The following is a 24,320-nucleotide window of genomic DNA, read 5'->3' as shown; positions in this document are numbered from 1 at the left end:
GTAAGGCTATCTTTACAACGTTCTCTCTTTGCCTCTGGAATATTATGAATCCGACTCACACACAGCGTCTGACCGGTAAGGATTACAAAACCCTGGCGCTGGCCGCGCTCGGCGGCGCGCTGGAATTCTACGACTTCATCATTTTTGTCTTCTTCGCCACGGTGATTGGCGAACTCTTCTTCCCCGCAGATATTCCGGAGTGGCTGCGACAGCTGCAGACGTTTGCCATTTTTGCCGCAGGCTATCTGGCACGTCCGCTGGGCGGCATTGTGATGGCGCATTTTGGCGATAAACTCGGGCGCAAGAAGATGTTCAGCCTGAGTATTCTGCTGATGGCGCTGCCAACCTTAATGATGGGCGCTTTACCCACCTGGCAGACGATTGGGATTGCAGCGCCACTGCTGATGTTGCTGATGCGAATGTTACAGGGCGCGGCGATTGGCGGAGAGGTGCCCGGCGCGTGGGTGTTTGTCGCTGAACACGTGCCTTATAAACGTATCGGCATCGCCTGTGGCACACTGACGGCCGGGCTGACCATCGGCATTTTACTGGGGTCGCTGGTGGCGACACTGATCAATACCTCGATGTCGCAGCAGGCGATTCATGACGGCGGCTGGCGTATTCCGTTCTTCCTGGGCGGCGTGTTTGGGTTGCTCGCGATGTTCCTGCGCCGCTGGCTGCATGAAACACCGGTCTTCATTGAGATGCAGCAGCGCAAAGCGCTGGCTGAAACCCTGCCGCTGAAAACCGTGCTGGCGGAGCACAAAAAATCGATTGTGATCTCCATGCTGCTGACCTGGCTGCTCTCCGCCTGCATCGTCGTGGTGATCCTGATGTCGCCGGTCTGGCTGCAGAAGCAGCAGGGCATCGCGCCCGCACTGACTCTGCAGGCCAACAGCATTGCCACCGTAATGCTCTGCATTGGCTGCATTATTGCCGGACTCGCTGCGGATCGTTTTGGTGCCAGTCGTACCCTGTGTGTCGGCAGCCTGCTGCTGGCGATCTGTAGCTGGCAGTTTTATCATCTGAGCGCCCTCTATCCGCAGCAGCTCTTCCTGCTCTATGGCGTGGCGGGGCTCAGCGTCGGTATCGTCGGCGTGGTGCCGTTTGTGATGGTGCGCGCCTTTCCGGCAGAGGTGCGTTTTACCGGACTCTCATTCTCCTACAATCTTTCCTACGCGATCTTTGGCGGCCTGACACCGATCCTGGTGTCGCTGCTGATGAATGTCTCCGTGATGGCACCGTGCTGGTATGTGATGGCGCTGGCGCTGGTGGGATTGCTGACAGGGATCTGGCTGCGGCGTGATGTCAGCCACGAGCCGGGACTGAATCAGGGGATTAATTCGTTGTAAAGTAAGAACGCGGAGCCAGGCTCCGCGTTTTTTTATGGCTGAAAATATGCTTAACGTATTTTTGCGCCAATCGGCAAAAGGGTGCGTCCAAAGGTTTCATTCAGCACCTCGCCCATCGCCAGATAGCAGGCGCTGGCACCACAGATGATCCCGACCCAGCCCGCAGAGACCACCAGCGCAGGCAGGTGCATGAGATGAGCCACGGCCAGCAGCAGAAACAGCAGCGTAAGCGAGCCGAAAACAAACTGCAGCATCCGCGTACCTTTTAGTGTGCCGATAAACATGAACAGCGTGAAGATGCCCCACAGTGCCAGCCAGACACCCAGGAAGCGTTCATCAGGCGCGTTTGCCAGACCCATTTGCGGTAACAGCAGGATCGCCACGAAGCTTAACCAGAACATGCCGTATGAGGTAAAAGCCGTCAGCCCAAAGGTATTGTTCTTCTTAAACTCCAGCAGACCGGCCAGCACCTGCGCGATCCCGCCATAAAAAATCCCCATCGCTAAAATTGCGACATCCAGGGCAAACAGGCCCGTGTTGTGCAGGTTCAGCAAAATGGTTGTCATGCCAAAACCCATCAATCCCAGCGGGGCAGGGTTAGCCAGCGTTGAATTCGCCATAATTCCTCGGCAGTGAAAGAGTGTTGATTACATAAACGGATTCCATCCTGCTCCCCGGGAGGAGCAAGGGGACGCATCATATTCAGCGTTGTGTCAGCGTTCTTTGATCCCGGCAGGGCCAGCGATAAAAAATTTTTTTTGGTTTAACCCTTGATGCGCATCGAAGCGGCCCCATTTACTTGTCATCGAGCGTTGTGAACGTTGGAAAAAAAGCATGTGCTGGCAGGTTGAATGCAAACAACTCGCCCACATAAAAGGTTCACAACCCAAATTGGCAACGAATTTAAGTGGGAGATGTTTAGATGGGTAAGATTATTGGTATTGACCTGGGTACAACCAACTCTTGTGTTGCGATCATGGATGGCACCAAAGCACGCGTGCTGGAAAATGCCGAGGGCGATCGCACCACGCCTTCAATTATTGCGTATACACAGGATGGCGAAATTCTGGTCGGTCAACCGGCTAAACGTCAGGCAGTGACCAACCCGCAGAATACCCTGTTCGCAATTAAGCGTCTGATCGGTCGTCGCTTCCAGGACGAAGAAGTACAGCGTGACATTAAAATCATGCCGTACAAAATCACCGGCGCTGACAACGGCGACGCATGGCTGGAAGTAAAAGGTCAGAGAATGGCACCTCCGCAGATCTCTGCTGAAGTGCTGAAGAAAATGAAGAAGACCGCCGAAGATTACCTCGGTGAGCCAGTGACTGAAGCGGTTATTACCGTACCGGCCTACTTCAACGATGCGCAGCGCCAGGCGACCAAAGATGCCGGCCGTATCGCAGGTCTGGAAGTCAAACGTATCATTAACGAACCGACTGCAGCAGCACTGGCATACGGTCTGGATAAAGGCCAGGGCAACCGCACCATCGCGGTTTATGACCTGGGTGGCGGTACCTTCGATATCTCAATCATCGAGATCGACGAAGTTGACGGCGAAAAAACCTTTGAAGTTCTGGCGACCAACGGTGATACCCACCTGGGTGGTGAAGACTTCGATAGCCGCCTGATTAACTATCTGGTTGCTGAATTCAAAAAAGACCAGGGTATCGATCTGCACAACGATCCACTGGCGATGCAGCGTCTGAAAGAAGCCGCAGAGAAAGCAAAAATCGAGCTTTCTTCTGCACAGCAGACCGACGTTAACCTGCCATACATCACGGCAGATGCGACCGGTCCTAAGCACCTGAACATCAAAGTGACCCGTTCTAAACTGGAATCACTGGTTGAAGATCTGGTTGCACGCTCAATCGCGCCTCTGAAAGTTGCGCTGCAGGATGCCGGCCTGTCTGTTTCAGACATCAACGACGTTATCCTGGTCGGTGGTCAGACACGTATGCCACTGGTTCAGGCCAAAGTGACTGAGTTCTTCGGTAAAGAGCCACGTAAAGACGTGAACCCGGACGAAGCGGTTGCTGTGGGTGCTGCGGTTCAGGGTGGTGTACTGGGTGGCGACGTGAAAGACGTGCTGCTGCTGGACGTTACCCCGCTGTCACTGGGTATCGAAACGATGGGTGGCGTGATGACCTCGCTGATCAGCAAGAACACCACCATCCCAACCAAGCACAGCCAGGTCTTCTCGACGGCTGAAGATAACCAGTCAGCCGTGACCATTCACGTGCTGCAGGGTGAGCGTAAGCGTGCCAATGACAACAAGTCACTGGGCCAGTTCAACCTCGACGGTATCCAGAATGCGCCACGCGGTATGCCGCAGATCGAAGTGACCTTCGACATCGATGCCGACGGTATCCTGCACGTATCAGCGAAAGACAAGAACAGCGGTAAAGAGCAGAAAATCACCATCAAAGCCTCTTCAGGTCTGAGCGATGATGAGATCCAGAAAATGGTGCGTGATGCGGAAGCGAATGCTGAATCTGACCGTAAGTTTGAAGAGCTGGTTCAGACGCGTAACCAGGGTGACCAGATTGCCCACAGCACGCGTAAGCAGCTGGAAGAAGCAGGCGACAAACTGTCAGCTGATGACAAAGCGCCAATCGAAGCCGCACTGGCCGCGCTGGAAACTGCGCTGAAAGGCGAAGACAAAGCGGAAATCGACGCCAAAATGCAGGCGCTGATGGAAGTGTCTGGCAAACTGATGGAAGCAGCACAGCAGTCTCAGGCGGGTGCAGCAGATGCCGGTGACGCGTCAGCGAAGAAAGATGACGACGTTGTCGATGCTGAATTCGAAGAAGTGAAAGACAACAAGAAATAATTGCCCCTGACCGGGCGCGACGGTTGGCCTGACAGCCGTTGAAACCAGCACGGGCGTAGGAGATCTCTCCACGCCCGTGCGATCATGTTAAGGGCTAAATAAACATGGCGAAGAGTGATTACTACGAGATTTTAGGCGTCGCCAAATCCGCGGACGAGCGTGAAATCAAAAAGGCTTACAAACGCCTGGCAATGAAATTTCACCCGGACCGCAATCCAGGTGATAAAGAAGCCGAAGCTAAATTCAAAGAGGTCAAGGAAGCGTACGAAATCCTGACCGATGCGCAGAAGCGTGCGGCTTACGATCAGTATGGTCATGCAGCCTTTGAACAGGGCGGCATGGGTGGCGGTGGATTCGGCGGCGGCGGCTTTGGTGGCGGCGGTGCAGACTTCAGCGATATCTTTGGCGACGTGTTCGGTGACATCTTTGGTGGTGGACGCCGTCAGCGCGCATCCCGTGGCGCCGATTTACGCTATAACATGGAGCTGTCGCTGGAAGAAGCGGTACGCGGCGTGACCAAAGAGATCCGCATTCCAACGCTGGAAGAGTGTGATGTCTGCCACGGCAGCGGCGCGAAAGCGGGCACCCAGCCACAAACCTGTTCAACCTGTCACGGTGCAGGCCAGGTGCAGATGCGCCAGGGCTTCTTCACTGTTCAGCAGGCCTGTCCGACCTGTCATGGTCGTGGCTCGGTGATTAAAGATCCGTGCAACGCCTGTCATGGCCACGGCCGCGTTGAGAAGTCGAAAACGCTGTCAGTGAAAATCCCGGCAGGGGTCGACACCGGCGATCGCATCCGTCTGAGTGGCGAAGGTGAAGCGGGCGAGCAGGGCGCACCAGCGGGCGATCTCTACGTTCAGGTCTCGGTGAAGAAGCACCCGATCTTCGAACGTGAAGAGAACAACCTTTACTGTGAAGTGCCGATCAACTTTGCAATGGCGGCGCTGGGCGGTGAGATTGAAGTACCGACACTGGATGGTCGCGTGAAGCTGAAAGTGCCGTCAGAAACCCAGACCGGCAAGCTGTTCCGCATGCGCGGACGTGGCGTCAAATCTGTCCGTGGCGGCGCGGTCGGCGATCTGCTGTGCCGTGTTGTGGTGGAGACACCGGTCAGCCTGAACGAAAAACAGAAAACGCTGTTGCGTGAACTGGAAGAGAGTTTTGGCGGCCCAAGCGGCGAGCATAACAGCCCACGCTCTAAGAGCTTCTTCGACGGTGTGAAGAAATTCTTTGACGATCTGACACGCTAAACCGTATCAGACTAAAAAACGGAGCCGCGGGCTCCGTTTTTTTTGCTGGATGCTATACGCCATCTGTTATTAGCATCAACCGGCTTTTCGCCCTTAATTCGGTTAAACCGAAGAAAAGGCGAGGCATAAGCTGCTTTTAACGAACTATATGAGCCGCTACACTCTTTATCTTTCTATCGCTGATCAGGAAGATAAACGTTGAATAAGCCTCGTAGTCTCAAAAACCTGCTTAAAAGCTTCATTGAAAGTGACGCCAGTAATGGCATGGTGTTAATCATGGCAGCTGTGGCGGCCATGATTCTCGCCAACTCTGCCGAAACCGCTCACGGCTATCAGGCGTTTCTCAATGAACCCGTTCAAATCCGCTTCGGTGCACTGGATATCAGTAAAAATCTGCTGTTATGGATCAACGATGCGCTGATGGCGCTGTTTTTCCTGCTGATTGGTCTGGAAGTGAAGCGTGAGCTGATAGTCGGCGAACTTGCCAGTCGTGACAAGGCGATCTTTCCCGTCATTGCGGCATTAGGCGGTATGGCACTGCCCGCGCTTGTTTTCCTCGGCTTCAACCATGGTGATGAGATAGCACGCAACGGCTGGGCTATCCCTACGGCGACCGATATCGCGTTTGCTCTGGGTGTCCTCGCCCTGCTTGGCAGCCGTGTTCCTGCTGCACTGAAAGTTTTCCTGATGGCGCTGGCGATTATCGATGATCTCGGGGCTATCGTTATTATCGCCCTGTTCTACACCAGTGGCCTCTCAATGCTCTCCCTGGGCGTTGCGGCAGGGGCGATTGTTGTGCTGGCACTGCTCAATTACTTTAATGTCCGTAAAATCTCGGTCTATATGCTGGTTGGGATCGTGCTCTGGACCGCCGTGCTGAAGTCCGGCGTCCATGCCACGCTGGCGGGCGTCATTGTGGGCTTCTTCATACCGCTGGAAAAGAGAGAAGGGCATTCACCCGCAGAACATCTGGCGCACGGTCTGATGCCGTGGGTGAACTGGCTTATTCTGCCGCTGTTTGCCTTCGCGAACGCCGGTATTTCACTGACCGGTATTACGCTGAGTGATGTCTTTTCACCGGAGCCGTCTGGCATCATCCTCGGCCTGTTAATCGGTAAACCTTTGGGCATTACCCTGTTCTGCTGGCTGGCTGTCAAACTGCGGCTGGCGGTATTACCTCACGGCACCACCATCCGCGATATCATGGCGATTGGCGTGCTGTGCGGCATCGGTTTTACGATGTCTATTTTCATCAGTTCGCTCGCCTTCGATTCGGCACATGAGCAGCTTGTGACCTTCTCTAAACTGGGGATCCTGACGGGTTCTGTGCTGTCAGCGGTTATTGGTTATACCCTGCTGCGGATTAAACTGCGTTAATGGAGAGGAGGCGAAAGCCTCCTTTTTTTCGATGAATCAGCTCAATTTTAACCATCTCTATTACTTCTGGCAGATCTGCAAAAGCGGCTCTGTGACAGCGGCAGCAGAGGTACTCTCTCTGACTCCCCAGACCATTACCGGGCAGATTAAGACGCTTGAGGAGCGCCTGCAGGGCAAGCTGTTCCGTCGTCAGGGGCGGGGTCTGGTGCCGACTGAACTGGGGCAACTGGTGTTCCGCTATGCTGACCGCATGTTTATGCTGGGTCAGGAGATGCTGGATATCGTGAACTACCGCAAGGAGTCCCACCTGTTGCTGGATGTCGGAGTCGCCGATGCGCTCTCTAAGCAGCTGGTCAGTAAGGTGCTGGAAACGGCGGTGGTTGCAGAGGAGAAGACGCATCTGCGCTGTTTTGAGTCGACCCACGAAATGCTGCTGGAGCAGCTCAGTCAGCATAAGCTGGATATGATTATCTCTGACTGCTCCATCGACCCCACTCAACAGGAAGGGCTGTTTTCGGTGAAGCTGGGGGAGTGCCCGGTCAGTTTCTGGTCTGCTCAGCCGCTCACCGGTCTCACTTTTCCTGCCTGCCTGGAAGCGCGTCCGCTGCTGATTCCAGGACGCCGCTCAATGCTCGGCCGGAAAATCCTCAACTGGATTACGACTCAGGGGCTGCAGGTGGAGATTCTGGGGGAGTTTGATGATGCGGCACTGATGAAGGCGTTTGGTGCGCGTAAGAATGCCATATTTGTCGCGCCAGTGCTGGATGAGCAGGATAGCGGGCAGCGTGATGCGGTTACAGAGGTTGGTCGGCTTGATACCGTGTCAGAGGAGTACCATATCATCTTTGCCGAACGGATGATTCAGCATCCGGCGGTGCAGCGTCTCTGTCACGCAGACTTCAGCGGACTCTTTCCCCGCCAGAGTACAGACGAAAAAAAACCGGCGTAAGCCGGCTTTTTCAACAAAGCGATTAACAAGCGGCGATTAAGCCAGTTTGTTGATCTGTGCAGTCAGGTTAGATTTATAACGTGCAGCTTTGTTTTTGTGGATCAGACCTTTAGCGGCCTGACGATCCACAAGTGGTTGCATTTCATTGAATGCGTTCTGCGCAGCAGCTTTGTCGCCTGAAGCGATCGCCGCGTATACTTTCTTAACGAAGGTACGCATCATTGAGCGGCGGCTAGCGTTATGCTTACGGCGTTTCTCAGATGTTACGGCGCGTTTCTTAGCTGATTTGATATTAGCCAAGGTCCAACTCCCAAATGTGTTCTATAGAGACAAATCAAAGGCCGAGGACTATGCCCTTCTAACCTGATTTTGTCAATGGATTTGTGCAAATAAGCGTCGCTCTAAGAACGGCACTCGATTACGTATTTGATGGCGCAAGATTCTACCAGCTTCCCCTCACTGAATACAGTATTTAGCGACAAAATTCTTAACATGCACATCTGCAACAGGAAATGCAGCCGCTAAAGCATGAAAGGCGTGCAGACGGGTTAACCTGAGCCGCTTTCAAGGGTATAATCCGCCGATTTCCACCGGTTTGGGCCAGCCATGAAGTTTATCCGCGGTATTCATAATCTTAACGAGCAGCATCGCGGCTGCGTTCTGACCATTGGTAATTTCGATGGTGTACATCGCGGGCATCAGGCGCTGCTGTCGCGACTGTGTGAAGAGGGACTTAAGCGTCATCTGCCCGTCGTGGTGATGGTATTTGAGCCACAGCCGCTGGAGCTGTTTGCCGGTGATAAAGCCCCGGCGCGCCTGACACGCCTGCGTGAAAAACTGCGCTATATGGCGGAAGCGGGTGTGGATAAAGTATTGTGCGTGCGGTTTGATCGTCGCTTTGCGGCCTTGTCTGCACAGCGCTTTATCAGTGACCTGTTAGTCGACAAGCTGGATGTAAAGTACCTTGCGGTAGGTGATGATTTCCGCTTCGGCGCTGGTCGCCAGGGGGATTTCCTGTTATTACAGAAAGCCGGTGTGGAGTATGGCTTTGAGGTCGTCAGCACCGAAACCTTCTGTGACGGTGGTAAGCGAATCAGCAGCACTGCCGTGCGTCAGGCGCTGGCTGCGGATGATTTAGCACTGGCGCAGTCGCTGTTAGGTCATCCCTTCACTATTTCCGGCCGCGTCGTGCACGGTGATGCACTGGGACGCACGCTGGGTTTCCCGACTGCGAACCTCCCTTTACGCCGCAGCGTCACGCCGGTGAAAGGAGTGTATGCCGTGGAGGTACAGGGTCTGACGCCCGAGCCACTGCCGGGTGTTGCTAATATCGGCACCCGTCCGACCGTAAAAGGTTTACGCCAGCAGCTTGAAGTTCACCTGCTCGACATCAATATCGATCTCTATGGTCGTCACATTGATGTGGTGCTGAAACAGAAAATACGAAACGAGCAGCGCTTTGCCTCACTGGAGGCGTTGAAAGAACAAATTGCGAACGATGTGGTAACGGCCCGGCAGTTCTTTGGGCTGCTTTAACCTGAGCGAAAAACGGAATCGAGAATCTGATGAGTGACTATAAATCTACCCTGAATTTGCCGGAAACGGGATTCCCGATGCGTGGCGATCTGGCCAAACGCGAACCGGGAATGTTGCAACGCTGGTATGCCGACAACCTGTACGGCATCATCCGCGAAGCCAAAAAAGGGAAAAAAACCTTTATCCTGCATGATGGCCCTCCTTATGCGAACGGCAGCATTCATATTGGTCACTCCGTTAACAAGATTCTGAAAGACATTATCGTTAAGTCGAAAGGCATGGCGGGTTATGACTCGCCGTATGTGCCCGGCTGGGACTGCCACGGTCTGCCAATCGAACACAAAGTTGAGCAGATGATCGGCAAGCCAGGCGAGAAAGTCACCGCCGCGGAATTTCGTGCCGCATGCCGCAAATATGCTGCTGAACAGGTTGAAGGCCAGAAAGCGGACTTTATCCGTCTGGGCGTGCTGGGCGACTGGGATCGTCCTTACCTGACCATGGATTTTGGTACCGAAGCCAACATCATTCGTGCGCTGGGTAAAATCATCGGTAATGGCCATCTGCACAAAGGCGCGAAGCCGGTGCACTGGTGCCTGGATTGCCGTTCTGCCCTGGCAGAAGCGGAAGTGGAATATTACGACAAAACGTCACCGTCGATTGATGTGATGTTTAACGCCATTGATGCCGACGCGGTGCGTGGGGCGTTCGGCGTATCCCAGGTTAATGGCCCGATCTCACTGGTTATCTGGACCACGACGCCGTGGACATTACCGGCTAACCGCGCGATCTCCCTGCATCCTGAATTTGAATACCAGCTGATCCAGATCGACGGCCGCGCCCTGATCCTGGCGAAAGAGCTGGTGGAAAGCGTCATGAAGCGCGCCGGTGTCAGCGAATGGCAGGTGCTGGGCGAATGTCAGGGCGCTGCGCTGGAGCTGCAGAAGTTCCAGCATCCGTTCCTGGCGCTTGAGTCGCTGGTCGTACTGGGCGAGCACGTGACCCTGGACGCGGGTACCGGTGCCGTTCACACCGCGCCAGGCCACGGCCCGGATGACTATGTTATTGGCCAGAAATATGGCATCGAAACCGCGAATCCGGTAGGACCGGATGGCGCCTATCTGCCAGGCACGTATCCGACGCTGGATGGGGTCAATGTCTTTAAAGCCAACGACATGATCGTTGAACTGCTGAAAGAGAAAGGCGCGCTGCTGCACGTTGAGAAACTGCTGCACAGCTACCCGCACTGCTGGCGCCATAAAACGCCGATCATCTTCCGCGCCACGCCGCAGTGGTTCATCAGCATGGATCAGAAAGGATTGCGTGCGCAGTCGCTGAAAGAGATCAAAGGCGTGCAGTGGATCCCGGACTGGGGCCAGGCGCGTATCGAATCGATGGTGGCGAACCGTCCTGACTGGTGTATCTCTCGTCAGCGTACCTGGGGCGTACCGATGGCGCTGTTCGTTCACAAAGAGAGCGAAGAGCTGCACCCTGACACGCTGGCGCTGATGGAGAAAGTGGCGCAGCGTGTTGAGCAGGAGGGTATTCAGGCCTGGTGGGATCTTGACCCGCGTGAACTGATGGGCGACGACGCCGATCACTACGTTAAAGTGCCGGATACGCTGGATGTCTGGTTTGACTCCGGCTCAACCAGCTATTCTGTAGTGGATGCGCGTCCGGAATTTGGCGGACATGCGCCAGACCTCTATCTGGAAGGATCCGATCAGCATCGCGGCTGGTTTATGTCCTCGCTGATGATCTCCACGGCAATGAAGGGCCAAGCGCCTTATCGTCAGGTACTGACGCACGGTTTCACCGTGGATGGTCAGGGCCGTAAAATGTCGAAATCAATCGGCAACACGGTCGCGCCGCAGGATGTGATGAACAAACTGGGCGCCGATATTCTGCGTCTGTGGGTGGCCTCAACCGACTACTCGGGTGAAATGGCGGTCTCCGATGAGATCCTCAAGCGCTCTGCCGATGCCTATCGTCGTATCCGTAACACCGCGCGTTTCCTGCTGGCTAACCTTAGCGGCTTCAACCCGGTCACCGATCTGGTGAAACCGGAAGAGATGGTCGTGGTCGATCGCTGGGCAGTGGGTCGCGCACAGGCGGCACAGGCTGATATCGTTGCCTCATACGAGAACTACGATTTCCATGAAGTGATCCAGCGTCTGATGCAGTTCTGTTCGATTGAGATGGGCAGCTTCTATCTCGATATTATCAAGGATCGTCAGTACACCGCGAAAGGTGATGGCCTGGCGCGTCGCAGCTGCCAGACCGCGCTGTGGCACATCGTCGAAGCGCTGGTGCGCTGGATGGCACCGATCATGTCCTTTACAGCGGATGAGATCTGGGGCTACCTGCCAGGCGAACGTGCGCAGTATGTCTTCACCGAAGAGTGGTATCAGGGTCTGTTTGGCCTGGCGGAAGATGAAGCGCTGAATGATGCCTACTGGGCCGAGCTGCTGAAAGTGCGTGGCGAAGTGAACAAGGTGATCGAGCAGGCGCGTGCGGATAAACGTATCGGTGGTGCACTGGAAGCAACGGTGACGCTGTATGCCGATCCGGAGCTGGCCGCTAAACTGCATGCGCTGGGTAATGAGCTGCGTTTTGTGCTGCTGACTTCTGGCGCACAGGTGGCGGATTACGCGCTGGCGAACGATGAAGCGCAGCAGAGTGAACTGCTGAAAGGTCTGAAAATCGCGCTGCACAAGGCGGAAGGCGAGAAATGTCAGCGCTGCTGGCATTACACTACCGACGTCGGACAGAATCCTGAGCATGCTGAGGTCTGTGGTCGTTGTTACACTAACGTAGCCGGTGACGGCGAACAGCGTGAATTTGCCTGATGCGTAAACCTATTTTATCAACCGGATTGCGCTGGCTGTGGCTGGTGCTGGTGGTGATTGTTGTCGACTTCGCCAGTAAGCAGTGGGTGATGAACAACATGATGCTGCATGAAACCCAGCCGCTGATGCCCTACCTGAACCTGTTCTATGCGCACAACTATGGCGCGGCGTTCAGTTTCCTGGCGGACAAAGGCGGCTGGCAGCGCTGGTTCTTTGCGGGTATCGCGCTGGCTATCGTGATCTCACTGGTGGTGATGATGTATCGCAATCATGCCAGTCAGAAGATGGCCAATATCGCCTATGCTCTGATCATTGGCGGCGCGATCGGCAATTTGTTTGATCGCTCGTACCATGGCTTTGTGGTCGATTTTATCGATTTTTATGTCGGTAACTGGCACTTCGCTACATTTAATATCGCTGACTGCGGCATCTGTATTGGGGCTGCACTGGTGGTGCTGGAGGGCTTTTTCAGCCCGAACGGCAAACAGGCTAAACAGAAAGGGTAAGTGATGACTGAGTTCGTGCAGCGCGAAAGCGCGGTGTTGGTGCATTTTACGCTGAAGCTGGAAGATGGCTCGACGGCGGAATCGACCCGTGCAAACGGCAAGCCCGCGCTGTTCCGTCTTGGTGATGGCAGCCTCTCTGCAGCGCTTGAGCAGGCATTGCTGGGGCTGAAAGCGGGTCAGACTAAACAGTTTACTCTGGAACCGGAAGATGCCTTTGGTGGCGTCAGCCCTGACCTGATCCAGTATTTCTCGCGTCGGGACTTTATTGATGCAGGCGAACCGGAAGTGGGTGCCATCATGCTGTTCAGCGGCATGGGCGGCAGTGAAATGCCAGGCGTGATCCGCGAAGTCTCCGGTGATTCTATCACCGTCGATTTCAACCATCCGCTGGCGGGTCGCCGTATTCAGTTTGATGTAGAAGTGCTGGAAATCGATCCGGCACTGGAGACGAACGATGCAAATCCTGTTAGCTAATCCGCGCGGCTTCTGCGCTGGCGTTGATCGCGCCATCAGTATTGTTGAGCGCGCGCTGGAGATGTATGGCGCGCCCATCTACGTCCGTCACGAAGTGGTGCATAACCGTTACGTGGTGAACAGCCTGCGTGAGCGCGGTGCCATCTTTATTGAAGAGATCAGCGAAGTGCCGGATAACGCCATTCTGATCTTCTCCGCGCACGGGGTTTCACAGGCGGTGCGTGCCGAAGCTAAAGCGCGCAATCTGACCATGCTGTTCGATGCTACCTGTCCGCTGGTCACCAAAGTTCATATGGAAGTCGCACGCGCCAGCCGTAAAGGCGTGGAAGCGATTCTGATTGGTCACGCGGGTCATCCGGAAGTTGAAGGCACCATGGGGCAATACAACAACCCCAATGGTGGCATGTATCTGGTGGAGTCGCCGGAAGATGTCTTCAGACTGACCGTCAAAGACGAAAACAATCTGAGCTTCATGACGCAGACCACGCTTTCTGTGGATGACACTTCAGACATCATTGATGCCCTGCGTCAGCGTTTCCCGGCGATCATCGGGCCGCGTAAAGATGATATCTGCTACGCCACCACCAACCGTCAGGAAGCCGTTCGTACACTGGCGAAAGATGCGGAAGTGGTGCTGGTGGTCGGTTCGAAAAACTCCTCGAACTCTAACCGTCTGGCCGAGCTGGCACAGCGTGCCGGTAAACTGGCGAAGCTGATCGATTCTGCCGATGATATACAGGAAGAGTGGGTAAAAGGCGTGGCCTGCATCGGCGTTACCGCAGGTGCTTCAGCCCCCGATATTCTGGTGCAGCAGGTGATCCAGCGGTTACGTGAGCTGGGTGGCGAAGCGGCGATTGAGCTGATTGGCCGTGAAGAGAATATTGTTTTTGAAGTGCCTAAAGAGCTGCGCGTCGACGTACGTAACGTGCAGTAACGCTTCGATATGACTGATAAAAAGGCCGACTCTGTTCGGTCTTTTTTGTTTTTATAGCCCGGCTGAAATGCCGTTGTTCACTGCGATGATTGCTTTTACTGATAATCACAGGCGGCTGGCATAAAATTCTTATTATCATGGATTATTAGTGGCGTGACTGTTAACTCACCGTTAACCTGATGACGCTTTGGATGCATAGTTTTGTTTTAGGAATGAATAAATATGAACACTATCCGGATTGCTATTGTGGGCGCGCCGGGCCGTATGGGCCGTAATCTGATTCTGGCGACGCAGCAGGCAGAAGGCGTTGAGCTGGGTGCGGCACTGGCCCGTCCAGGCTCATCGCTGATCGGCAGCGACGCTGGTGAATTAGCGGGCATCGGAAAGAATGGCATCCTCATCGCTGACGATTTACGCGCGGTGACTAACGACTTTGATGTGCTGATCGACTTCACCCGTCCGGAAGGCACGCTGGAGTATATGGCGATCTGCCGTGAGCACGGAAAAGCGATGGTGATTGGCACCACCGGTTTTGATGAGGCAGGCAAAGCAGCCATTCGCGCGGCGGCGGAAGATATCGCCATTGTCTTTGCCGCTAACTTCAGCGTGGGGGTTAACCTGGTGCTGAAGCTGCTGGAGAAGGCTGCCAAAGTCATGGGTGAATATGCGGATATTGAGATTGTCGAAGCCCATCACCGCCATAAAGTGGATGCGCCGTCTGGCACCGCGCTGGCGATGGGTGAGGCGATAGCCGATGCCATGCAGTGGAAACTGGACGAGCATGCGGTTTATACGCGTGAAGGCTACACCGGTGAACGCCAGCCACAGACCATTGGTTTTGCTACGGTTCGCGCGGGTGACATCGTGGGTGAGCATACGGCGATGTTTGCAGATATCGGTGAGCGTGTAGAGATTACCCACAAGGCCTCAAGTCGCATGACCTTTGCAAATGGCGCCGTTAAGTCAGCTTTATGGCTAAAAGATAAGAAATCTGGTTTGTTTGATATGCGTGACGTGCTGGATTTGTCGATGTTGTGAGTGTTGTGAACCATCGTGATGTGGTTATTTCAATCGTTAATACCTTGATTGAAAAGGGGCAATGTTTTCATTGCCCTTAATTTTATCTTAAAATATCCATTCTGATTCAAAATTACTTTCTGGTTGTTGTTTTCCCATCTTTTCTTCATTTATTTTCCCTGATGGACGCCGTTTTTGACCATTTGGTCAAAAATAAGGGGCCGCTTAAGCCGGTTTCGTTTTTATGTCGCCTGGCAAACGATTATTCTGCCGGGTTTTCCTCTCTTTTTGCCGCTCATACCTGTTTTTTACCTCATAAGGCAGATAAGTGTGAAAAAATCCCGCTGCAGGGTAGACAATGACCAGGGCTGTCATTAGAATGCGCGCAATTTGCCAAAAATCGACAATTCAGGCGGTTTTTGCATTGATTCAGGCGGCTATTTTGAATTAATATGCAGATATATTGACTGTTTATTCCCTGGAGGATGTTTTGATAAAGTCAGCAATCCTGGTTCTGGAAGACGGAACCCAATTCCACGGTCGGGCCATCGGGGCAACAGGATCGGCAGTGGGAGAAGTCGTTTTCAACACTTCAATGACCGGCTATCAAGAAATCCTCACTGATCCTTCCTATTCCCGCCAAATCGTTACTCTCACTTATCCCCATATCGGTAATGTCGGTGCCAATGCCGCCGACGAAGAATCCAGCCAGATTCATGCGCAGGGCCTGGTTATTCGTGACCTGCCGCTGATTGCCAGCAACTTCCGTAGCGAAGAAGGCCTGTCGGCCTACCTGCAGCGCAACAACATTGTGGCGATTGCCGATATCGATACCCGCAAGCTGACGCGCTTGCTGCGTGAGAAAGGGGCGCAGAACGGCTGCATTATTGCCGGCGACAATCCGGATGCCGCACTGGCGCTGCAAAAGGCCCAGGCATTCCCGGGACTGAAAGGAATGGATCTGGCGAAAGAGGTCTGCACCACTGAGACTTACAGCTGGCAGCAGGGCAGCTGGACACTGGACGCAGGTCTGCCAGAGCAGGCTGCTGCGGAGTCGCTGCCATATCACGTGGTGGCTTATGACTACGGCGCCAAGCGCAACATTCTGCGTATGCTGGTCGATCGCGGCTGCCGTCTGACTGTGGTTCCGGCACAGACGCCAGCTGAAGAGGTGCTGAAGCTGAATCCGGATGGCATTTTCCTCTCCAACGGTCCTGGTGACCCGGAGCCGTGCGACTACGCGATCAGCGCGATTCAGGACTTCCTGAAGACAGATATTCCGGTGTTCGGTATCTGCCTGGGTCATCAGCTGCTGGCGCTGGCCAGCGGTGCTAAAACCGTGAAGATGAAACTCGGCCACCATGGTGGTAACCATCCGGTGAAAGATCTCGAAAATAACCGCGTGATGATCACCGCGCAGAACCACGGTTTTGCGGTCGACGAGAACAATCTGCCAGCGAACCTGCGTGTGACCCACATTTCGTTGTTCGATAAAACCGTGCAGGGCATCCATCGCACTGACAAGCCAGCATTCAGCTTCCAGGGTCACCCGGAAGCCAGCCCGGGGCCGGGTGATGCTGCGCCGCTGTTTGACCACTTTATTGAATTGATTGACGCATTCCGTCTGCAAGCGAAGTAATCAGGAGCTAATTCATGCCAAAACGTACAGACCTAAAATCCATCCTGATTCTTGGTGCCGGTCCGATTGTGATCGGCCAGGCCTGCGAATTTGACTATTCCGGTGCGCAGGCGTGTAAAGCGCTGCGTGAAGAGGGTTACCGCGTCATTCTGGTGAACTCCAACCCGGCGACGATCATGACTGACCCGGAAATGGCTGATGCGACCTACATTGAGCCGATTCACTGGGAAGTGGTGCGCAAAATCATCGAAAAAGAGCGCCCGGATGCAGTACTGCCCACCATGGGCGGACAGACAGCGCTGAACTGTGCGCTGGAGCTGGAACGTCATGGCGTGCTGGAAGAGTTTGGCGTCACCATGATTGGTGCGACTGCTGATGCGATCGACAAAGCAGAAGATCGTCGTCGTTTCGACGTGGCGATGAAAAGCATTGGTCTGGATACGGCGCGCTCCGGCATCGCACACACTATGGAAGAAGCGCTGGCCGTGGCAGAAGATGTTGGCTTCCCGTGCATTATCCGTCCTTCCTTTACCATGGGCGGCACCGGTGGCGGCATCGCTTACAACCGCGAAGAGTTTGAAGAGATTTGTGAACGCGGTCTCGATCTCTCTCCCACCAATGAGCTGCTGATTGATGAGTCGCTGATTGGCTGGAAAGAGTATGAGATGGAAGTGGTGCGCGATAAAAACGATAACTGCATCATCGTCTGCTCAATCGAAAACTTCGACGCAATGGGGATTCACACCGGTGACTCCATCACGGTAGCGCCTGCCCAGACGCTGACTGACAAAGAGTATCAAATCATGCGTAACGCCTCGCTGGCGGTACTGCGTGAGATCGGTGTTGAAACCGGCGGCTCCAACGTGCAGTTCTCCGTTAACCCGAAAGATGGCCGACTGATTGTCATCGAGATGAACCCGCGCGTGTCACGCTCCTCAGCGCTGGCGTCAAAAGCGACCGGCTTCCCGATTGCTAAAGTGGCGGCCAAACTGGCGGTTGGCTATACCCTCGACGAGCTGATGAACGATATCACCGGCGGTTTAACGCCTGCCTCGTTCGAGCCTTCAATCGACTACGTTGTTACCAAGATCCCACGTTTCAACTTCGAAAAATTTGCCGGTGCCAACGATCGCCTGACCACGCAGATGAAGTCGGTCGGCGAAGTGATGGCGATTGGCCGTACCTTCCAGGAGTCCATGCAGAAAGCGCTGCGCGGCCTGGAAGTAGGCGCTAACGGCTTCGACCCGAAAGTGCACCTCGATGACCCGGAAGCGTTAACCCGCATCCGTCGTGAGCTGAAAGATGCCGGTTCAGACCGTATCTGGTATATCGCAGATGCTTTCCGTGCAGGCATGTCCGTCGATGGCGTGTTCAATCTGACCAACATTGACCGCTGGTTCCTGGTGCAGATTGAAGAGCTAGTTAAACTGGAAGATCAGGTCGCCCGCGAAGGCGTTAATAGCCTGGATGCGAATTTCCTGCGCACGCTGAAGCGTAAAGGCTTTGCCGATGCACGGCTGGCGACGCTGGCGGGTGTGGCGGAGAGCGAAATCCGCAAGCTGCGTCAGCAGTTTAATCTGCACCCGGTTTACAAGCGCGTAGATACCTGTGCCGCAGAGTTCGCGACGGACACGGCCTACATGTACTCCACCTATGAGGAGGAGTGCGAAGCCAATCCGAGTCCGGATCGTGAAAAAATCATGATTCTGGGTGGTGGACCCAACCGTATCGGCCAGGGAATTGAATTCGACTACTGCTGCGTTCACGCCGCACTGGCGCTGCGTGAAGATGGCTACCAGACCATTATGGTTAACTGTAACCCGGAAACCGTTTCGACCGACTACGACACCTCCGATCGCCTCTACTTCGAGCCGGTTACGCTGGAAGATGTGCTGGAGATTGTGCGCATCGAGCAGCCAAAAGGCGTGATCGTGCAGTATGGCGGTCAGACCCCGCTGAAACTGGCGCGTGCGCTGGAAGCCGCAGGCGTACCGGTTATCGGCACCAGCCCGGATTCCATTGACCGTGCTGAAGACCGTGAACGTTTCCAGCAGGCGGTTGATCGCCTGAATCTGAAGCAACCGGCTAACGCCACCGTCGCGACGCTGGAGCAGGCGGTGGAGAAAGCTGCTGGCCTGGGTTATCCGCTGGTGGTCCGTCCTTCTTATGTGCTGGGCGGCCGTGCCATGGAGATCGTCTACGATGAAATCGACCTGAAGCGCTACTTCCAGACGGCGGTTTCGGTTTCCAACGATGCGCCGGTGCTGCTGGATCGCTTCCTGGATGATGCGGTCGAAGTGGATGTGGATGCGATCTGCGACGGCGAGCGGGTGCTGATTGGTGGCATCATGGAACACATCGAGCAGGCTGGTGTTCACTCCGGTGACTCCGCCTGTTCACTGCCGGCCTACACGCTGAGTCAGGAGATTCAGAATGTGATGCGCCAGCAGGTTGAGAAGCTGGCATTCGAGCTGAATGTTCGCGGCCTGATGAACGTCCAGTTCGCGGTGAAAGACAACGAAGTCTACCTGATTGAAGTCAACCCACGTGCGGCGCGTACCGTTCCGTTCGTCTCTAAAGCGACGGGTGTACCGCTGGCGAAAGTGGCCGCGCGCGTGATGGCAGGTAAAACGCTGGCAGAGCAGGGCGTCACTGAAGAGGTGATTCCGCCTTACTACTCCGTTAAAGAAGTGGTGCTGCCGTTCAACAAGTTCCAGGGCGTTGACCCGATTCTGGGACCAGAAATGCGCTCTACCGGTGAAGTCATGGGTGTGGGCCGCACGTTCGCTGAGGCGTTCTCGAAAGCGATGCTGGGCGCACAGAGCAATATGAAGAAGTCGGGCCGTGCGCTGTTGTCGGTGCGTGAAGGCGACAAGAAACGTATCGTTGACCTGGCGGCTAAGCTGCAGAAGTTCGGTTTTGAACTGGATGCGACTCACGGCACGGCGGTGGTACTGGGCGAGGCGGGCATTAATCCGCGCCTGGTTAACAAGGTGCATGAAGGTCGTCCGCATATTCAGGACCGTCTGAAGAATGGCGAGTATAGCTACATCGTGAATACCACGGCGGGTCGTCAGGCGATTGAAGATTCGAAGCTGATTCGCCGTAGCGCACTGCAGTATAAAGTGCACTACGACACTACGCTGAACGGCGGTTTCGCGACTGCGATGGCGCTGAATGCAGATCCGACGGAACAGGTTATCTCCGTGCAGGAAATGCATGCCCAGATAAAGGCGATGTAATGTGAAAACGGCTCCTCCGGGAGCCGTTTTTTTTGGCCCTTTCACTGGCGATAATCTGAAAGTCAGGTCCGGGAAGGGGTTGGGATTTGTGTTAAAGTGACTGATTTGGCTTAATTTTTTAGCTTTAGGTGCGAATGGGGCTGGTTCGCACAAATTTATAATATAAACACTTCCTGTACGGATTTTTCGCCAGTACTATGCCTGCCGCTCATCACTGGAGCGTATCAGGACATAATTAAAAAATGAAAATGCGTACTTTTTCTCTGAGTGCAGTGGCTGCACTGATGGCTATTCTTCCTTTCGCCAGCCAGGCGGAAGTGACGTTGTTAAAGCAGGATCCGCAGGCGGGCGATCCGCTTAGCCGTCTTAATTTTAAGGTTGGCGGCAGCATTCGTGCTCAGTTCAATCATCAGACCGGCGTGGATGACAAATCTTACAAGCGTGACGGTTTTGATGGCGGCACCCGTTTCCGTTTCGGTGCTGACTATTACCTGTTTGATGACGTGAGCTGGATCAGCTATTACGAGCTGGGCGTTAACGTCCCGGCAGTTTTCGGCTGGGATCGCCACTATGCTGACGGTGCCAATAACACCACGCGTCGCCAGCTCTACACCGGTCTGAAAAGCAAAACCTGGGGTCAGTTTACCTTTGGTCAGCAGAACAGCGTGTATTATGACACTGTGGGCGCCAAGACCGATATCTGGGATTACGACATGATCGGCCAGGCACCGGGCAACGGAATCAACGGTGACTACGACGGATCTTACCGTTCACGCAAGCAGCTGAAATATAAAAACACCTTCGGCGATGCGGATATTTACGCCTCTTATCTGTTCGACGATAACGAATATCTGCCAGGCAATGGCCTGCGCTATAAGCGCAAAGGCGGCGGCTCGCTGGGCGTGGATTACCATATCTCTGATGAACTGAGCTGGGGCACGGCGTGGAACTACACCCGCGCGGCGATGCGTAACCCGAACAATGGCGACAGCCGCGATTACGATCAGAACATTTACGGCTCTGCATTAAGCTGGACACCAGGCAACTGGACGCTGTCAGCCGGTGGTGGCTGGTATCAGAACTTCATGACGACCAAACGCAAAGACGCGCGTAACTACTTTGCTGGCGATGCGTGGGGCGTTGAATATTTCGCTGGTTACAAAATCCCGGTGGGGCAGTATGGTCTGAAAGCGGTTCAGCCTTATGTTATGGGTGATCGCATTGAGGTCATGACCGGTCGTGATTACCAGCGCATCGACAACGGTCTGGGTGTGGTGCTGTTCCTCGACTACGGCTTCCGTGTTGACTACGAACATGTCTTCACCTCCAGCACCGATAATCTGGGTGATATGAATCTGGTGCGTCTGCGCTACGACTTCTGATCATCCTGACGAGCCTTAATCAGGCTTGCAGCGATAAACGATCTTAACGGGCAGGGAACACAGGCAGAGGAGGAAAGCGTCCCGCGCCATGGAAAAAAACGCCGGGAGCGTTTTGAACAACGCAAAGCGTTGGCCCGTATACGGGCGCACCTCAGGGATGAGGTGCGTAATCGCGCGGGCCGAGCGGTCATGGATGACAGCTTTTGCGTGTTTCCGATCTGACTGTGTTCCCTGTGCTGCACCGATCTTACCGCTAGCCAGACCAGGCTTTACGGCTCCTCCGGGAGCCGTTTCCTTTTGCGCACGCTTTTTGTGCCAGCCTGAGGCCAGTCGCTGGCGAGCTGCGGCAAACTGACGCGATTACGCGGTGAAAAACGCTGCACAGGGCATGAAAAGCGGCATCATGAAAAGCTTTACGCAAATAGACCTTTTCCCCTATCGACGAAAGTTTCACCTTTACGTATCATGGCGCCAATTTTTTCAGTGAGTGGTTAACATGATTAGTCTTATCGCGGCATTAGCAGCAGATCGCATTATTGGAATGGAGAACGCCATGCCGTGGGACCTGCCTGCAGATCTGGCGTGGTTCAAGCGCAATACGCTGAAGAAACCGGTCATTATGGGTCGACTGACCTTTGAATCTATTGGTCGTCCGTTACCTGGCCGACTGAACATCGTGGTCAGCAGCCAGCCGGGCACCACGGAAGGCGTCACCTGGGTCACCTCCCTGGATGAGGCGATACAGGCAGCCGGTGATGCTGAAGAGATCATGGTGATTGGCGGTGGACGCGTCTATGAGCAGATGCTGAAGCGCGCCGATCGTCTCTATCTGACGCACATTGATGCAGAAGTTGAAGGTGATACACAGTTCCCGGATTACGAGCCGGATGAGTGGCAGTCTACGTTCAGCGAGTTTCACGATGCTGACGAGCAGAACTCCCACAGCTACTGCTTTGAGATCCTTGACCGTCGTTGCTGATCCTCCCTTTGCCAGACTGTAACCTGGCTGTCATCTCTGTTCATTAGCATTGCTTCTTTTCTGGGATCTTCATGAAGGAAGCAATTAATAATGAAAACCGAACTCTCCGCATTAAGCACTGACCGTCTGCGTGATCCTCTTCGTCGTAAATTCATTGCCGGTTCCGGCGCTCTCGGGCTGACCGGCTTTCTCAGCGGCGGCCTCACACTCTCAGGAAGCGCACTGGCGCAGGAGAAGCCAGCGGGAAGCCCATTGCTGGGCTTTCAGGGGATTGCCGCATCCACCGCCGATGAGGTTGTGGTGGCCCCCGGCTATCGCGCAGACGTGCTGATCTCCTGGGGAGATCCGCTGGTGAATGGCGCCGTCGCATTTGATCCGCACGGCAATAACAGCGCGGAAGATCAGGAAAAGCAGTTCGGTGACAACAACGACGGTATGAGCTTCTTCGCCATTAATGACCAGCGTGGCGTCATGGCGATCAACAATGAATATGTGAATGAGCCGACGCTGTTCGCCCACGGCGGCAGCAAAGCGACCAGCCTGGAAGATGTGAAAAAGTCGCAGGCGGCGCACGGCATCTCCATCGTTGAAGTCAAACGGGATGAGGACAATCGCTGGCAGGTGGTGCGTCCTTCTGAGTTCAACCGCCGTATTACCGCCAATACTCCGATGCGCTTTTCCGGTCCGGCAGCGGGCGATAAAGCGCTGCAGACCGCCGCCGATCCACAGGGAATGCATGTCCTTGGCACCTTTGGTAACTGTGCCAACGGTAAAACGCCGTGGGGGACTTATCTCACCTGTGAAGAGAACTACGACACCTACTTTGGTACCCATCAGGCGGACTTTACGCCAACGCCGCAGCAAAAGCGCTATACCCTGAATGCCGCCGAGCCAGAGCGTAACTGGGCCGACTTTGATCCCCGTTTCGACATCGCCAAAAACCCCAATGAATTTAACCGCCACGGCTGGATTGTCGAAATCGATCCCTTTGATCCTCACTCCGTGCCGGTAAAACGCACTGCACTGGGGCGCTTCAAGCACGAAAATGCCGCCGTTACGGTCGCTAAAACCGGTCAGCTGGTGGTTTACATGGGCGACGATGAGCGCGGCGAGTATATCTATAAATATGTCTCAGACGACAACGTCATCCCGGATGATGCCAAAGCCAATCACGGACTGCTGGATAAAGGCACGCTCTATGTGGCGCAGTTCAATGGCGATGCGCAGGGCACGCCGCTGAAAGGTACCGGCCGCTGGCTGGCGCTGAAGTGGGGTGAAAATGGACTCACCGCTGAAAAGGGGTTTAACAGTCAGGCCGATATTCTGATTAATGCGCGTGCGGCGGCTGATGTGGTTAACGCCACGCGGATGGACCGGCCAGAGTGGATTGCTGTTAACCCGCATGATGGTCGTGCTTACTGCACGCTGACTAACAATAACAAACGCGGCAATGAAGGCATGCCGGTTAATGCGGCGAATCCGCGTCCTAAAAATATCTACGGCCAGATTATCCGCTGGGATGAAAAGGGCGATGCCACGGCGCAGGCGTTTGAGTGGGATATCTATGCGTTGTGCGGCAATCCGATCGCGCATCCTGAAGGGATCTATCGCGGTACACCTAACATCACCGCTGAAAACACCTTTAACAGTCCCGATGGTCTGGGGTTTGATGCGCACGGGCGGTTATGGATCCTGACCGATGGCAAGTACAGTAATAAAGAGGATTATCAGGGGCAGGGGAACAATCAGATGCTGGTAGGGGATCCGGATAGTGGGGAGATCCGCCGGTTCATGGTTGGCCCCAAATCATGCGAGCTGACGGGCATCACCTTCACGCCAGATTACAAAACGCTGTTCGTCAATGTGCAGCATCCCGGCGAAGAGGGTGACTCGCACTTTCCCGATAACAGTCCGCGTCCCCGGTCGTCAGTGATCATGATCACCCGCGAAGATGGCGGCATTATCGGCGCATAAGAGAGGATGCTGGCCTTGCCGGCCAGCATC

At 54.6% G+C, this 24,320-nt stretch carries 18 protein-coding genes; 16 read left to right on the top strand and 2 right to left on the bottom strand.

Annotation, left to right across the window (positions count from 1 at the left end; genetic code table 11):
• The first annotated feature begins 44 nt into the window (after nucleotides 1-44).
• On the top strand, nucleotides 45-1,352 hold the full coding sequence (locus IAI47_RS16185) for an MFS transporter (protein WP_008925551.1): 1,308 nt from the start codon (nucleotides 45-47) through the stop codon (nucleotides 1,350-1,352).
• 50 nt (nucleotides 1,353-1,402) lie between these two features.
• Here IAI47_RS16185 and satP read toward each other — a convergent pair whose 3' ends face one another.
• Entirely contained in the window at nucleotides 1,403-1,972 is a 570-nt protein-coding gene (gene satP / locus IAI47_RS16180) for an acetate uptake transporter (RefSeq protein ID WP_008925552.1), read from the bottom strand.
• A 302-nt stretch (nucleotides 1,973-2,274) separates the two neighbouring features.
• On the opposite strand from satP, the gene dnaK reads away from it, so the two are divergent.
• The 4 genes from dnaK (at nucleotide 2,275) to nhaR (ending at nucleotide 7,761) form a co-directional block, all read left to right on the top strand.
• Nucleotides 2,275-4,185, top strand: coding sequence for a molecular chaperone DnaK (gene dnaK / locus IAI47_RS16175; protein ID WP_003854836.1), 1,911 nt, complete (start codon nucleotides 2,275-2,277; stop codon nucleotides 4,183-4,185).
• Nucleotides 4,186-4,289: 104 nt separating this feature from the next.
• Nucleotides 4,290-5,435 (top strand): molecular chaperone DnaJ, encoded by a 1,146-nt coding sequence (gene dnaJ, locus IAI47_RS16170; protein ID WP_003854835.1) that lies wholly within the window; start codon nucleotides 4,290-4,292, stop codon nucleotides 5,433-5,435.
• A 198-nt stretch (nucleotides 5,436-5,633) separates the two neighbouring features.
• Nucleotides 5,634-6,812, top strand: a complete 1,179-nt coding sequence (nhaA, locus tag IAI47_RS16165) for a Na+/H+ antiporter NhaA (RefSeq protein ID WP_003854833.1) — start codon at nucleotides 5,634-5,636, stop codon at nucleotides 6,810-6,812.
• Between the two features lie 31 nt (nucleotides 6,813-6,843).
• Nucleotides 6,844-7,761: a transcriptional activator NhaR gene (gene nhaR / locus IAI47_RS16160; RefSeq protein ID WP_003854832.1), complete on the top strand. Its 918-nt coding sequence runs from the start codon at nucleotides 6,844-6,846 to the stop codon at nucleotides 7,759-7,761.
• A 36-nt stretch (nucleotides 7,762-7,797) separates the two neighbouring features.
• Here nhaR and rpsT read toward each other — a convergent pair whose 3' ends face one another.
• A complete protein-coding gene (rpsT, locus tag IAI47_RS16155; RefSeq protein ID WP_008925553.1) occupies nucleotides 7,798-8,061 on the bottom strand; it encodes a 30S ribosomal protein S20 in 264 nt (87 codons plus the stop codon).
• A 306-nt stretch (nucleotides 8,062-8,367) separates the two neighbouring features.
• Between rpsT and ribF the strand changes: the two genes are divergently transcribed.
• The 11 genes from ribF to IAI47_RS16100 all read left to right on the top strand — a co-directional run bounded on the left by ribF (nucleotide 8,368) and on the right by IAI47_RS16100 (nucleotide 24,290).
• Complete coding sequence (gene ribF / locus IAI47_RS16150; protein ID WP_008925554.1) at nucleotides 8,368-9,297, top strand: bifunctional riboflavin kinase/FAD synthetase; 930 nt, start codon at nucleotides 8,368-8,370, stop codon at nucleotides 9,295-9,297.
• Between the two features lie 29 nt (nucleotides 9,298-9,326).
• Nucleotides 9,327-12,143, top strand: a complete 2,817-nt coding sequence (gene ileS, locus IAI47_RS16145; protein WP_008925555.1) for an isoleucine--tRNA ligase — start codon at nucleotides 9,327-9,329, stop codon at nucleotides 12,141-12,143.
• The gene (gene lspA / locus IAI47_RS16140) at nucleotides 12,143-12,649 is read left to right on the top strand and encodes a signal peptidase II (RefSeq protein WP_003854827.1); all 507 of its coding nucleotides are present in this window, start codon (nucleotides 12,143-12,145) and stop codon (nucleotides 12,647-12,649) included. The genes ileS and lspA overlap by 1 nt, the downstream gene beginning before the upstream one ends.
• Nucleotides 12,650-12,652: 3 nt before the next feature.
• The gene (gene fkpB, locus IAI47_RS16135) at nucleotides 12,653-13,123 is read left to right on the top strand and encodes an FKBP-type peptidyl-prolyl cis-trans isomerase (protein WP_003854824.1); all 471 of its coding nucleotides are present in this window, start codon (nucleotides 12,653-12,655) and stop codon (nucleotides 13,121-13,123) included.
• Complete coding sequence (gene ispH / locus IAI47_RS16130) at nucleotides 13,104-14,057, top strand: 4-hydroxy-3-methylbut-2-enyl diphosphate reductase (RefSeq protein WP_003854823.1); 954 nt, start codon at nucleotides 13,104-13,106, stop codon at nucleotides 14,055-14,057. The genes fkpB and ispH overlap by 20 nt, the downstream gene beginning before the upstream one ends.
• A 222-nt stretch (nucleotides 14,058-14,279) precedes the next feature.
• A complete protein-coding gene (gene dapB / locus IAI47_RS16125; RefSeq protein WP_008925556.1) occupies nucleotides 14,280-15,095 on the top strand; it encodes a 4-hydroxy-tetrahydrodipicolinate reductase in 816 nt (271 codons plus the stop codon).
• Between the two features lie 469 nt (nucleotides 15,096-15,564).
• Nucleotides 15,565-16,713: a glutamine-hydrolyzing carbamoyl-phosphate synthase small subunit gene (gene carA / locus IAI47_RS16120; protein ID WP_008925557.1), complete on the top strand. Its 1,149-nt coding sequence runs from the start codon at nucleotides 15,565-15,567 to the stop codon at nucleotides 16,711-16,713.
• A 14-nt stretch (nucleotides 16,714-16,727) separates the two neighbouring features.
• Entirely contained in the window at nucleotides 16,728-19,955 is a 3,228-nt protein-coding gene (carB, locus tag IAI47_RS16115; RefSeq protein ID WP_003854816.1) for a carbamoyl-phosphate synthase large subunit, read from the top strand.
• 242 nt (nucleotides 19,956-20,197) lie between these two features.
• A complete protein-coding gene (locus IAI47_RS16110; RefSeq protein ID WP_008925558.1) occupies nucleotides 20,198-21,337 on the top strand; it encodes a porin in 1,140 nt (379 codons plus the stop codon).
• A gap of 496 nt (nucleotides 21,338-21,833) precedes the next feature.
• Nucleotides 21,834-22,316, top strand: a complete 483-nt coding sequence (gene folA, locus IAI47_RS16105) for a type 3 dihydrofolate reductase (RefSeq protein ID WP_008925559.1) — start codon at nucleotides 21,834-21,836, stop codon at nucleotides 22,314-22,316.
• Between the two features lie 90 nt (nucleotides 22,317-22,406).
• Entirely contained in the window at nucleotides 22,407-24,290 is a 1,884-nt protein-coding gene (locus IAI47_RS16100; protein ID WP_008925560.1) for a PhoX family phosphatase, read from the top strand.
• Nucleotides 24,291-24,320 lie beyond the last annotated feature (30 nt).

The organism is Pantoea sp. MT58 (assembly GCF_014495885.1).
Taxonomy (GTDB): Bacteria; Pseudomonadota; Gammaproteobacteria; order Enterobacterales; family Enterobacteriaceae; genus Pantoea; species Pantoea eucalypti.
Note: the sequence above shows the minus strand (reverse complement) of the source record. Positions and strands in the feature narration are given on the sequence as shown.

What these genes read in the sequence shown, in the direction of transcription:
- satP (WP_008925552.1), bottom strand. Translation starts at nt 1,972, where the DNA reads ATGGCGAATTCAACGCTGGCTAACCCTGCCCCGCTGGGATTGATGGGT.
- IAI47_RS16185 (WP_008925551.1), top strand. Translation starts at nt 45, where the DNA reads ATGAATCCGACTCACACACAGCGTCTGACCGGTAAGGATTACAAAACC.
- dnaJ (WP_003854835.1), top strand. Translation starts at nt 4,290, where the DNA reads ATGGCGAAGAGTGATTACTACGAGATTTTAGGCGTCGCCAAATCCGCG.
- IAI47_RS16110 (WP_008925558.1), top strand. Translation starts at nt 20,198, where the DNA reads ATGAAAATGCGTACTTTTTCTCTGAGTGCAGTGGCTGCACTGATGGCT.
- dnaK (WP_003854836.1), top strand. Translation starts at nt 2,275, where the DNA reads ATGGGTAAGATTATTGGTATTGACCTGGGTACAACCAACTCTTGTGTT.
- carB (WP_003854816.1), top strand. Translation starts at nt 16,728, where the DNA reads ATGCCAAAACGTACAGACCTAAAATCCATCCTGATTCTTGGTGCCGGT.
- lspA (WP_003854827.1), top strand. Translation starts at nt 12,143, where the DNA reads ATGCGTAAACCTATTTTATCAACCGGATTGCGCTGGCTGTGGCTGGTG.
- dapB (WP_008925556.1), top strand. Translation starts at nt 14,280, where the DNA reads ATGAACACTATCCGGATTGCTATTGTGGGCGCGCCGGGCCGTATGGGC.
- IAI47_RS16100 (WP_008925560.1), top strand. Translation starts at nt 22,407, where the DNA reads ATGAAAACCGAACTCTCCGCATTAAGCACTGACCGTCTGCGTGATCCT.
- folA (WP_008925559.1), top strand. Translation starts at nt 21,834, where the DNA reads ATGATTAGTCTTATCGCGGCATTAGCAGCAGATCGCATTATTGGAATG.
- ribF (WP_008925554.1), top strand. Translation starts at nt 8,368, where the DNA reads ATGAAGTTTATCCGCGGTATTCATAATCTTAACGAGCAGCATCGCGGC.
- ileS (WP_008925555.1), top strand. Translation starts at nt 9,327, where the DNA reads ATGAGTGACTATAAATCTACCCTGAATTTGCCGGAAACGGGATTCCCG.
- ispH (WP_003854823.1), top strand. Translation starts at nt 13,104, where the DNA reads ATGCAAATCCTGTTAGCTAATCCGCGCGGCTTCTGCGCTGGCGTTGAT.
- nhaR (WP_003854832.1), top strand. Translation starts at nt 6,844, where the DNA reads ATGAATCAGCTCAATTTTAACCATCTCTATTACTTCTGGCAGATCTGC.
- fkpB (WP_003854824.1), top strand. Translation starts at nt 12,653, where the DNA reads ATGACTGAGTTCGTGCAGCGCGAAAGCGCGGTGTTGGTGCATTTTACG.